This is a genomic window from Ruegeria sp. BB10, assembly GCF_056535725.1.
On sequence record NZ_JBQFIW010000001.1, the window covers coordinates 42707 to 55017 of the forward strand.

The 12311-nt window shown below is 58.7% G+C and carries 10 protein-coding genes; 3 read left to right on the plus strand and 7 right to left on the minus strand.

Annotated features, from left to right (window positions below):
- Positions 1–150 precede the first annotated feature (150 nt).
- From ACR3EP_RS00225 to ACR3EP_RS00235, 3 genes are all read left to right on the plus strand, one after another.
- Complete coding sequence (locus tag ACR3EP_RS00225) at positions 151–531, plus strand: hypothetical protein (RefSeq protein WP_170349334.1); 381 nt, start codon at positions 151–153, stop codon at positions 529–531.
- A 3-nt stretch (positions 532–534) separates the two neighbouring features.
- Positions 535–1767 carry an HlyD family secretion protein gene (locus ACR3EP_RS00230; RefSeq protein WP_170374176.1) on the plus strand — a complete coding sequence of 411 codons (1233 nt, stop codon included), beginning with the start codon at positions 535–537 and terminating at the stop codon, positions 1765–1767.
- A 116-nt stretch (positions 1768–1883) separates the two neighbouring features.
- Positions 1884–2762: a hypothetical protein gene (locus ACR3EP_RS00235; RefSeq protein ID WP_480635750.1), complete on the plus strand. Its 879-nt coding sequence runs from the start codon at positions 1884–1886 to the stop codon at positions 2760–2762.
- A gap of 3 nt (positions 2763–2765) precedes the next feature.
- Here the strand turns inward: ACR3EP_RS00235 and ACR3EP_RS00240 are convergent, their stop codons facing one another.
- From ACR3EP_RS00240 to xdhA, 7 genes are read right to left on the minus strand one after another with little or no spacing between them, the layout of a single operon-like run.
- Entirely contained in the window at positions 2766–3839 is a 1074-nt protein-coding gene (locus ACR3EP_RS00240; protein WP_170347786.1) for a BMP family ABC transporter substrate-binding protein, read from the minus strand.
- 31 nt (positions 3840–3870) lie between these two features.
- Positions 3871–4791, minus strand: coding sequence for an ABC transporter permease (locus ACR3EP_RS00245; RefSeq protein WP_170547920.1), 921 nt, complete (start codon positions 4789–4791; stop codon positions 3871–3873).
- Positions 4792–4794: 3 nt separating this feature from the next.
- Positions 4795–5877 carry an ABC transporter permease gene (locus ACR3EP_RS00250; protein ID WP_170360597.1) on the minus strand — a complete coding sequence of 361 codons (1083 nt, stop codon included), beginning with the start codon at positions 5875–5877 and terminating at the stop codon, positions 4795–4797.
- A 36-nt stretch (positions 5878–5913) separates the two neighbouring features.
- Positions 5914–7431, minus strand: coding sequence for an ABC transporter ATP-binding protein (locus ACR3EP_RS00255; protein WP_170347790.1), 1518 nt, complete (start codon positions 7429–7431; stop codon positions 5914–5916).
- On the minus strand, positions 7428–8363 hold the full coding sequence (gene xdhC, locus ACR3EP_RS00260) for a xanthine dehydrogenase accessory protein XdhC (RefSeq protein ID WP_480635752.1): 936 nt from the start codon (positions 8361–8363) through the stop codon (positions 7428–7430). Before xdhC ends, ACR3EP_RS00255 begins: the two co-directional genes overlap by 4 nt.
- Positions 8363–10777: a xanthine dehydrogenase molybdopterin binding subunit gene (gene xdhB, locus ACR3EP_RS00265; RefSeq protein ID WP_480635754.1), complete on the minus strand. Its 2415-nt coding sequence runs from the start codon at positions 10775–10777 to the stop codon at positions 8363–8365. The genes xdhC and xdhB overlap by 1 nt, the downstream gene beginning before the upstream one ends.
- A complete protein-coding gene (gene xdhA / locus ACR3EP_RS00270) occupies positions 10774–12135 on the minus strand; it encodes a xanthine dehydrogenase small subunit (protein ID WP_480635756.1) in 1362 nt (453 codons plus the stop codon). The genes xdhB and xdhA overlap by 4 nt, the downstream gene beginning before the upstream one ends.
- Positions 12136–12311 lie beyond the last annotated feature (176 nt).

Genomic DNA, 12311 nt, shown 5'->3' on the forward strand with positions numbered 1-12311 from the left:
GTCCCCTTTTCACCGCGTACCTATTATGGCGAAACCGATCGTCCTAACCTGTCTGGAACTCTAAGCAGGCTTGAATTTGCGCATCAACCCATCCAAAGAAGTAACAAGCAATAACAGGAGGGCAGGGTGAGCACCGCAGATCTACACCCGATGGCCACGGGGCATATTCCGTCCTACGTGACCCAGGCGGACGGCAGTGATTTTCTTTTAACGTTCATGTTTGTGTTTACCGTTTTGGTGATTGTTCTGATCGGGGTTGGATATTTCACCCTGCATTCGATCCCCGAAAAGATAGCGCACGAATCCAACCACCCTCAGTTCCAGTTGGTCGGGATACTGGCCTTGCTGGCGCTGTTCACCCATAACGGGTTGTTCTGGGTCGCCGCCATTCTGGTGGCTGGGTTCCAGTTCCCCGATGTGGCCGCTCCACTCAGAGCCATTGCGGATGCAATCCGATCTTTAGGCAATCAACGCCCCGAAGGCCCCGCACCGGCCCAACCCACCGAACCCACCGCGCAGCAGGAGCATTAGAATATGCTTGAGACATTGATGTGCGCGCTGGTGACGGTGCTGCCCGACTATCTGTTTCGCCGCTACGTTCAGGGTAAGCGGATCGGGCATGAAATCACGCTGTTCACCATGTGGTACGAATTGCGCTGGGGTCTGACCACTTGCGCCATTCTGGCGCTGACGGTGATCACCACGCTGTTTTATTTTCATCCCGCCAGCAAAACCGCGGCCTCGTATTTCCGCACCGTGACGATCCTGCCGCAACTGGGCGGGCGTGTGTCCGAGGTTTATGTGCGCAACAACGAAACGGTGACCGCTGGACAGCCGATCTTTCGGATCGAGGATTTCACACAGAGAGCCATGGTCGAGGCCGCGCACGCCGATATAGCGCAGGTTCAGGCATCGCTCAGGGTGGCGCAGACCGACCTGGCCGAGGCTGAGGCTGGCATCGCCGGGGCACGCGCTGCGTTGGATCAGTCGCTTGAAGATCTTGAACGCAACACCACGCTGCGGGACGAAGGGTCCAGCGCCGTGCGTCTGGCCGAGATTGACCGGCTGGAAAACCTGGTGGCCGAGCGTGAGGCACAATTGCGGGCCGCCGAGTCACAGCGCGCAGCAGTCGTGCAGCAGATCGAGGAGTTGATCCCCGCTCAACTGGCCAGCGCCAACGCTCAGCTGGACGCTGCCCTGACCGAGCTGGACAAAACCGTGATCAGCGCCGGGGTCACTGGCCGGATTGAACAGTTTGGCCTGCAGGTCGGTGACTATGTCAGCCCTCTGTTGCGTCCGGCAGGTATCTTGGTGCCGTCACACTCGGGCCATGATCGGTTTCAGGCCGCTTTCAACCAAATGTCCGCTCAGGTTATCAAGCCAGGAATGATCGGAGAGCTGGGTTGTATGACCAAACCGTTCACCGTGATCCCGATGGTCGTGGTTGAGGTGCAGGATGTTATCCCCTCGGGCCAAATTCGCCCTTCGGATGAGCTGCGGGATGTGCAGGCCAATACCAATCCCGGATCAATCCTGGTGTATATGGAGCCGCTTTATAAAAGCATGGCCGATGACATCCCGCCGGGCAGCAACTGTCTGGCCAATGTCTATACCGACAACCACGAACGGCTAGAGCATGAGGATTTGGGTTTCTGGAAATCTGCAACGCTGCATGTAATCGACACGATTGGCGTTGTTCACGCTGCGGGCCTGCGCCTGCGTCTGATCCTGATGCCGGTGAATACGTTGGTTTTGACCGGGCACTGATTTCTGAAGGTTCACCTCGTCACATTTGACGGGATGGACCTGAGATTCGAAGGGCTCGTTTGACCGCGATGGGTTTTGGGAATGCCGTTGCTCATTGTTCCTGTCTGACGAGGGGCATGAATGGCCTGTTTGCGGACAAAGCTGACCTTGGACAGCGCACTCGGATGGGATACGAATTTAAAGCCATAGTTGTGATACAGCGCAAATTAGCTTGGAGCATAAATTCAGTTGAAAGCCGCATCTTCGTTTTTGTGCTTATTTTCTGGTATAGTAGTTGGCTCCCAATCTCACTGGATAGATGGGCGCTTTCGGTCATTACAATCTGTACCCTTGGATTGCTCGCGGTACTTCTTGTCCAAAAGCCACTAAAGGAACACCGGTGGCCAGCTAGAGCACTGTCGGTGCTCACAGTCCTCGTTCTGATTGGCGGGGCTTTACTCGCTTTTGTGGCGTTGGCCTTAGGTACACCAGTTGATGGGGCAATCACCTTGTTTTTCGTCGTGGGGTTTGCTGGCTATCTACAATTGCTTGCTGACATTATTACACCAAGACGGACCTCGCGGTGGTTCCCTCGAAGAGGTTTCTTGATCCTCTTTCTTCTTGCAACGTGGTCTTGGGTTTCAGCAATAAGCATGTACGTTCATCGTGGGGCGGTTAGCGATACACAAGAGGCATGTATTCTTGTGCCTGAACCAACTCGTTATGACACCGAACTCATTTCCATTTGGGAAATGCGTCTTCCTGAAGTCGCGACGAGTAGGACGGGACCGACCGGCACAGTAATTCTGGACTATCACGCCATCCTGGTTACTCCATCTGACGAGCGAACTGAGGTCTACAACTGGTCAAAAAGCGGATGCGCTTCGAAATTCTCGACACAAACTCAATCGATATTTGCCGACTTTGTGCCCATAGGTCTGGGGTGTTTGGGCTCAGAACGGCCCTTTGAAAAAGGCCCGCTAGAACTGCGGGCCTTTCCTGTCTTGGCTCAATAGAGCTTACTGCGGAATGTCGCCTTCCAGCCCTTCGACATAGAAGTTCATGCCCGCCAGCGTTCCGTCATCGGCGGTTTCGCCTTCTGCCAGCCAGTCGCTGCCGTCCTGCTTTTTCAGCGGACCCGTGAAGGGGTGGTATTCACCTGCGGCCATGGCGGCCTTCATCGCCAGCGCTTCTTCTTTCACTTCGGCAGGAACCGCGTCCGAGATTTCGCCAATCTCAACCATGCCTTCTTTGATGCCGTCCCAGGTGTTCACGGTTTCCCACGACCCATCCATAACAGCCTGGGTGCGCGCGATGTAATAGGGCGCCCAGTTGTCGATGATCGAGGATACGCGCGGCTTGGGGGCGTATTCGCTCATGTCCGAGGCCTGCCCGAAGGTGATTACGTTGCCTGCCTCTTGCGCGGCCGCCTGCGGCGCGGTCGAGTCGGTGTGCTGCAGGATCACGTCGGCCCCCTGTTCGATCAGAACGGTGGCGGCGTCCGCTTCTTTTGCGGGATCGAACCAAGTGTAAGCCCAGACAATCTTGAACTCGACATCCGGGTTCACCTTCTTGGCGTGAATATAGGCCGAGTTGATGCCGCGGATCACTTCGGGGATCGGGTAGGAACCAATATAGCCGACGATGTTCGACTCGGTCATTTTACCGGCGATGTGGCCCTGAACGGCACGACCTTCGTAAAAGCGAGCAGAATAGACCGAGACGTTGTCGGCGGTCTTGTAGCCTGTCGCATGCTCGAATTTCACGTTCGGGAATTTCTTGGCCACGTTGATGGTCGGGTCCATATAGCCGAACGAAGTGGTAAAGATCAGGTCAGCCCCTTCCAGCGCCATCTGAGTCATCACACGTTCAGCGTCCGGGCCCTCGGGCACCGATTCAACGAACACGGTTTCAACCTTGTCACCGAAATGCTCTTCGACCGCCAGACGGCCCTTGTCGTGTTCATAGGTCCAGCCGCCGTCGCCGACGGGGCCGACATAGACGAAACCGACTTTGGTTTTGTCTTCGGCCATGGCGCTTGTCGCCAGACCCAGCGCCATGGCGGCGCTTGCCAAAAGTGATGTGAATTTCATGTGTTACTCCCCAAGTTGGTTTAATTGGCCCCTAGTGTGAGGCATGGAAGATCCGGCCTAGTGAGGCGGGTGCGCTGCTCTTGTCGGCCGAAAGGATCACAAGCACAAGGATCGTGATGATATAGGGCGACATTGCCAGATACTCGACTGGAATGGCAACGCCCGCCGCCTGCAAATTAAGCTGCAACACCGTGATTCCGCCGAACAAATAGGCACCCAGCAAGGCGCGCCATGGCTTCCAGCTGGCGAAGACCACCAGCGCCAGGGCGATCCAGCCGACACCGGCCGTCATGCCCTCGGTCCACTGCGGGACGCGGATCAGGCTGATATAGGCTCCGCCGAGGCCCGCGCATGCGCCACCGAACAGGATCGCCATGATGCGGATCTTGATAACCTTGTAACCCAAGGCGTGAGCCGCATCGTGGTTTTCACCCACCGCGCGCAGGATCAAACCGACGCGAGTGTATTTCAGAATGGCCCACACGGCGGCTGTTAGTGCGATACCGACATACAGGATCGGGTCATGCTGGAACAGGATCGGGCCGATCACCGGGATATCGCTGATCACCGGGATGTGGATGTCACCCATGCTGGGCGGCTTGATACCTACATAGCTTTGGCCCAGAAGGGCGCTGAAACCCAGGCCAAACAGGGTTAGGGCCAAACCACTTGCAACCTGATTGGCCAGCGCGAACTGTGTCAGCAGCACAAACAGTAGCGACAGTACGGCGCCGCCGATGGCCGCCGCAATGAACCCCAGCCAGGGTGAGCCGGTTTCGACCGAGATCGCAAATCCGCTGATTGCACCCACGATCATCATACCCTCGACGCCAAGGTTCAGGACGCCTGCTTTCTCGACCACCAGCTCTCCGATTGCAGCCAACAGCAGCGGAGTTGCGGCCACCATCAGCGAGGCGATCAGAAGTACGGGATTGATTTCACCTAAATCCATGGGTCACGCCACCTCGCTATGGGCCGCACGGATGCGGTAGTTGGTCAAAAGATCGAAAGCCAGCAGGAAGAACAGAAGCATCCCCTGGAACACCTGAATGGCAGCGGCGGGCAGGCCCAGCTGAGACTGCGCGATTTCACCGCCGATATAAGTCAGCGCCATCAGGCCACCGGCCAGCAGGATACCCACCGGATGCAGACGGCCCAGAAAGGCCACGATGATCGCGGTAAAGCCATAGCCGACGTTAAAGTCGATGCTGACCACACCAGAGGGGCCGGACACTTCGAACATGCCCGCAAGCCCGGCCAGCGCGCCGGACAGACCCAGGCAGAACAAGATCAGCCGCGCCGGGTTCACGCCTGCAAACTTTGCCGCGCGAGGGGCTTCTCCGGTCAGCCGGATGTGGAAGCCCAACATGTGCCGGTTCAGCAGGACATAGGCAAAGATCACCGCGATCAGCGCGGTCACGACACCCCAGTGCATCCCGGACCCCGCGATCAGTTCCGCATTATGTGCGCTTTCATAGGATTGCAGGTTACGCGAGCCTGGAAAGCCGAAGCCTTCAGGGTTTTTCAGCAGGCCCAGCGAGACCGAGGCCAGCATCTGTTCGGCCACGTACACCAGCATCAGCGAAACAAGTATTTCATTGGTGCCGAAGCGGACCTTTAGAAAGGCCGGAATGGATGCCCACAGCCATCCGCCAAGCGCGCCAGCGATCACCATGATCGGAAAGACGTAAAACGCCTCTAGCGGATAGAAGGCCAAGCCCGCACCGGCACCAAAGATGGCCCCCATGATGTATTGACCCTCGGCCCCGATATTCCAGATACCGGCGCGGAAACCCAGCGATAGGCCAATGGCGATCAGCACCAGAGGTGCCCCTTTCACCAGCAATTGCGGACGGTAATAAAAGGCGAATTCTCCGAACAGAGGTTCCCAGAAAATAGTGCCGATGGCTTCGATCGGGTTCTTACCCAGAATGGCGAACAGAATGCCGCCAAACACCATCGTTGCCAACACCGCCACCAGCGGGGTGGCATAAGACCACGCCTTGGACGGCTGCGGCCGTTTCTCCAACACAATCATCCGCTCATCCCCCTGATTTCATTCTTTTGTAATGGGTTAGACATGGGCCACCTCCATGCCATGTGCGCCGCCCATCATCAGGCCAATCTCATCCACGGTCAGGCCGGTGGTTGGGCGCGGCGCGCTCAGACGCCCTTCGTTGAGGGCGGCAAAGCTGTCCGAGATTTCCATTAATTCATCCAGATCTTGGCTAATGCAGATGACTGCGGTTCCTTTGGCCGCCAGGTCCAGAATGGACTGCCGGATCGAGGCTGCCGCCGCCGCGTCCACGCCCCAGGTGGGCTGGTTCACCACCAAAACGTCAGGGTTCTGCAACACCTCGCGTCCGATCACGAATTTCTGCAGGTTGCCACCTGATAATGACCGCGCCGCGTTCTCTGGCCCGGGCGTGCGGACGTCGAAGGCGCTGATGATCTTTTCAGCAAAGCTCTTGGTTTCCGACCACTTCAGAAAGCCGTTGCTTTCCAAACCTTCGCGAACCGAACCGGTCAGCAATGCGTTTTCGGTCAGGCTCATGTCCGGGGCAGCAGCATGGCCCAGTCGTTCTTCGGGCGCGGTCAGCACGCCCAGCTTGCGTCGGGCCGTCGGCCCCAGCTTGCCGATCGGCTGGCCGTTAAACTTGATGGCATCTGCTGTTGTCTGGATTTCACCGGACAGGACGCCCAGCAGTTCATCCTGACCGTTGCCAGCCACGCCGCCGACCCCCAGAACCTCACCCTTACGGACTGTCATGTGAACGTTCTTCAAAGCCGTGCCAAATTCCGAGGGCGACGGAACCGACAGCCCGCTTACATCCAGCGCTACCTCGCCAAATTCACGCCCCGAGCGTTCCGGTGTCTGCAAGGTCGAGCCGACCATCATCTCGGCCATGTCCCGCGCCGAGGTTTCAGACGGCACACACTCACCTACGTTCTTGCCCAGGCGCAAAATGGTGGCGTGGTCGCAAAGCGTGCGAATTTCTTCCAGCTTGTGCGAGATATACAGGATCGAGGTGCCCTCGGACCGCAATTTGTTCAGTGTTTCGAACAGGATCTCAACCTCTTGCGGGGTCAGAACCGAGGTTGGCTCGTCCATGATCAGCAGCTTGGGGTCCTGCAACAGGCAGCGGATGATCTCGACCCGCTGACGCTCACCCGCGGACAGATCGCCAACGGTGCGGAACGGGTCCAGCGGCAGGCCATAGGTTTCCGACACTTCGCGGATACGCGAGGCCAGATCGCCCATCGGCGGCGGGTTCTCCATCCCCAGCGCGATATTTTCAGCCACGTTCAGCGCGTCAAACAGCGAGAAGTGCTGGAACACCATCGCGATCCCGTCGGCCCGCGCGGCGCGGGGTTCTGGCGGAGCAAAAGCCTGACCGCGCAGCAGCATTGTGCCGCTGTCGGGCTTCACCAGCCCATAGATCATTTTCACCAGCGTGGATTTACCCGCGCCGTTTTCGCCCAGCAGGGCATGAACTTCGCCTTCGCCGATGTCAAAGGACACCTGATCATTGGCCACGACGCCGGGATAGGCCTTGGTCAAACCTTGTAAGCTTAGCAGTGGAGTGGTCACGCGCTCAGGTCCTTCTTCAATTCGTTCTGCCGGGCGGGACGCAGCAGGTCTGCTGCGACGCCAACGGCGATCATCTGCGGGTGTTTGCCCAAGTCGGGGTCGCCGATTGGACAGGTGATCCGGTTAATCCGTTCGGGCATATGCCCCAGCGCTGCCAACCGAGACCGGAATCGCGCCCATTTCGTAGCCGAGCCGATCAGCCCCGCAAAGCGGAAATCGTGTGAAAGCAGCCGGTTGCACAGCTCCAGGTCCAGATTGTGTGAATAAGTCAGCACAAGATGTTCGGCATTGGTCGGCGCGTGGCGCACCAACTCGGCCGGTTTTGCGACCGGAACCACTGTTACTCCGTTTGGAACCGTGTTCGGAAAACGCTCAGGTGCAGTGTCGACCCATGTGATTGCCAGATCGGGCAGCGGGTGCAGAACATCCACCAGCGCGCGGCCGACATGACCTGCACCCCAGATCCACAGATTGCGGGCCGGTTTGTGTACCGGTTCAACCATCCAGCCGTCGATCAGTTGCGGTTCGGGCGCGATACCCTGACCGCGCGCAGCCGCCAGCAGGCGTATGACGGACAGGGGCATGTCATCTCCCGCTGCCGTTCTTGCGATGACCGTATCGTCCAGCGCGTTCACTGCCTTGGCGTCAAAGACTTCGCTAAACAACGAGACCGCGCCGCCGCAGCACTGCCCCATGTCTGGGCCAAGCGCATGATGCGTCAGTCGCGAGGATACGATTTGGGTTCGTGCGGCCTGGGCTGCTTCGTATTCAAGTACGCCACCCCCGATTGTACCGCTTTGCCCATCCTTCCAAACCAGCATAGCGGCCCCAACTTCGCGTGGGGACGACCCTTTGATCGCCGCGATGACCACTCGAGTTACTTTCCCGTGGGTTTTGACCGCCTCCCTCAAAGCCTCCAGGTCGAATCCCATCAGATGCCTCCCTTCACCCTTTGGACGCCGCGCCAGACTTCTTCGGCCGTGGCAGGCGCATCCAGTGCCGGATAGCTGTCTCCACAGGCCGCCACCGCGTTGGACAGTGCCAGCCAGGCGGAAATTCCTAACATAAAGGGCGGCTCACCCACCGCTTTTGAGCGATAGATCGTGTCTTCGCGGTTCTGTCCGTCCCAGAGTGCGACGTTGAAAATGTCGGGTCGGTCCGAACAGGCGGGGATTTTGTAGGTTGACGGTGCATGCGTGCGCAGGTTGCCCTTGTCGTCCCAGACCAGTTCTTCGGTCGTCAGCCAGCCTGCGCCTTGCACATAGCCACCTTCTACCTGCCCGATATCCAGTGCCGGGTTCAGCGACACACCCGCATCATGCAGGATGTCGGTGCGCAGAATGCGGTTCTCTCCGGTCAATGTGTCGACGGCAACCTCGGTGATCGAAGCACCATAAGCAAAGTAATAAAACGGGCGACCCCGGCCCTTGATCCGGTCCCATTCGATCTTAGGCGTCTTGTAGAACCCGGTTGCCGACAGACTGATGCGCCCTTGATACGCCAATGCAGCGGCTTCGGCGAAGGTATAGCGTTCTTCGCCGACCGAGACGTGGCCATCCGTGAAAGTAACGCTGGACGGATCAGCCTGATGCCGTTCGGCCAGATAGTCGGCCATCCGATCGCGGATCGTGTCGCACGCGGCCTTCACCGCCATGCCGTTCAGGTCACTGCCCGAAGACGCGGCCGTGGCAGAGGTATTCGGCACCTTGGCCGTGTCTGTGGCGGTGATCTTTACCAACTCGAGCGGAATGCCAAAGCGCGAGGCCGCAACCTGCGCGACTTTCTGGAACAGGCCCTGGCCCATTTCTGTGCCGCCATGGTTCAAGTGGACCGAACCGTCCTGATACACATGCACCAACGCACCCGCCTGATTCAGGTGGGTTAGTGTGAAGGATATCCCGAATTTCACCGGAGAGAAGGCGATGCCTTTCTTAACCACGCTGTTTTCTGCGTTCCACGCCGCGATCGCCGCCTTGCGCGCGGCATAGTCGCTGGATTTCAGCAGCGCTTCGGTCATTCCGTGCAGTTCGAAATCGGTGACTTCCATGCCGTAGGGCGTTGTATTGCCGCCTTCCGGCACCGGGCGCACGGGCGGAGCGGTCTCAACCTGCTCAACAGCGCCAAGGCTTGTCAGATCCTCATGCGGATCGACGCGTTCCAAAGGACGCTTCGCCAGATGTTCAGGTTCCATGATTGGCCGATGAGCGGGGTCGTAATAGTTCCGGCGGCGCAGCTCGACCGGGTCCAAACCCAATTCATATGCGGCGTGGTCCATGACCCGTTCAATCGCGATCATGCCCTGCGGGCCGCCAAATCCGCGGTAGGCGGTGGCGGATTGGGTGTTGGTTTTCAACCGGTGGCTTTCAATCCGCGCATTGGGCAGCAGATAGGCATTATCCGAATGCAGCATGGCACGGTCAGCGACCGGCAGGGACAGGTCCTGCGCCCAGCCGCAGATAGCGTATTGCAGGAAGGATACGCCCTGAATATGGCCATGCTCATCAAAGCCTGCGCGATACGAAATCCGGAACGCATGGCGCTTGCCGGTGATGACCATGTCATCGTCGCGGTCATAGCGCATCTTGCAGGCCTTGCCGGTTACACGCGCGGCAATGGCACAGGCCACGGCCAGCGCGTTGCCCTGGCTTTCCTTACCGCCGAACCCTCCGCCCATGCGGCGGGTTTCGACCCGTACGGCGTGCATCGGAACGCCCAAAGCGTCAGCAACCTTGTGCTGAATCTCGGTCGGGTGCTGGGTCGAGGAATGCACCAGCATATCCGCACCTTCGTTCGGCACGGCCAGGGCGGCCTGACCTTCCAGATAGAAATGTTCCTGCCCGCCGAGCTCAAAGCCCCCGTCGATCACATGGGTCGCGCCCGCGATAGCCGCATCAGCGTCGCCCTTGGCATAAATGCGCGGGCCTTCCTCGAACCGGCTATTGGCAGCAAGCGCCTCTTCGACCGTCAGGATTGGGGTTTCTTCGTCATAGTCGATCTTGCCCAGCCGTACGGCCTTGCGGGCGGCCAGATGGCTGGTGGCGACCACCAGAAAAACGGGTTGGCCGATATAGTGAACGGTGCCGTCAGACAGCAGCGGCTCATCATGGATCGAGGGCGAGACATCGTTGGCAAAAGGCAGGTCTTCGGCCGTCATGACCATCTCGACGCCTTCGGCTGCTTTGACCGCGGACAAATCCATCGCGGTGATCTTGCCCTTGGCAATCGGGCTCATACCGAACGCCAGATAAAGCGTTCCCTTGGGCGTCGGAATGTCATCTACGTAGCGGGCGGTGCCGGACACATGAAGCGGCGCTGCGTCGTGGGGGAGGGGTTTTGTCACGCTCATGCCGACACCTCCAGCACGTTGGTCACGTGGCCCTGATCTTCAAGGTAATACCTTTCCAGCAGCGCCTTGGCCGTCTCAAGCCGATAGGTGGCCGAGGCGCGCATATCAGTCATTGGTGTGAAGTCATCGTCAAAGGCCAGCATCGCAGTATGCACCGTTTCACGTGTCCATGGATTGCCGTTCAACGCGGCCTCGACTTGAGTGGCGCGTTTTGGGACGCCGGCCATGCCGCCAAAGGCGATGCGCGCCTGGTCGACGACACCATCTGAAACGGTGATGTTGAAACAACCACACACGGCCGAGATATCCTGATCGAACCGTTTGCTGATCTTATAAGCCTTCAGGCGATCCGCCTGACGGGGGAAGCTGACGGCCTCAACAAACTCGCCGGGGCTGCGGTCCTGCTTGCCGTAGTCGATGAAGAACTCCTCCAGCGGTATCGAACGGCGGTCGTTGCCCTTGCGCAGATGCAGGGTGGCGTTCAGGGCAATCAGCGCGGGCGGGTTGTCCCCGATGGGGGAGCCATTGGCGATGTTGCCGCCGACGGTGGCCGCGTGGCGCACCTGAACGCTGGCATATCGGCGGATCATCTCGGCGTACGAGGGGTGCAGATCGGTCAGCGCCTCACCCATGCGGTTCATATCGACCATGGCCCCAAAACGAATTTCATCGTCCGTTATTGTAATGTCTTTCAGATCGTCACAGCGGTTCAGGAAGATCACCGGATCAAGATCGCGCAATTGCTTGGTGACCCACAGCCCTACATCGGTTGCGCCCGCGACCAGAGTGGCATCTGGGTGTTCGGCATAGACCGCGGCCAATTCGTCAGAGGAGCCCGGCAGCATGGGCATCGTGGCAGGTGTAGAAACAGGTTTGTCCTTGACCCAAACGGGCACGGGGTGTTCTTCGGCGGCTTTGGCCGCGCGGATGATCGGGGCGTATCCGGTGCAGCGACAAAGGTTCCCCGCCAACTGCGTGTCATGGTCCCTTGCGTCGTTTGAATGACTGGCCACCATCGACATCACGAAACCGGGGGTGCAAAAGCCGCACTGCGATCCATGCAGATCAACCATGGCCTGCTGCACCGGATGGGCTTCGCCATTTGGGCCGCTTGCACCTTCGACGGTACGAACCGCTTTGCCGTGCAGTTGCGGTAAAAACAGGATGCAGGAATTCAGCGCCTTGGCGCCGCCTTCATCCGTGACCATGACGGTGCAAGCCCCGCAATCACCTTCGTTGCAGCCTTCCTTGGTGCCGGTCAGGCCCCGATCCTCGCGTAGCCAATCCAGCAGGGTCGCTGTCGGATCGACATCCGCCAGTTCCACTGTCTCTCCGTTCAGAAGAAACGTGATATCCATTCGAGAAACCCGTCGCCTTACCCGGTTGCGCCCCTGTGGCCCTCCTTCGATGCGACGTAGAAAGAGTGGCGGGCGGAAAGCTTGCCATTAGATGTTAGAAACAGGGCAGGTTATCTGGCAAGAAAAACTGCCTATATGATGTACCATTAGGACCGTTTTGCGAAAAAACACCGGGT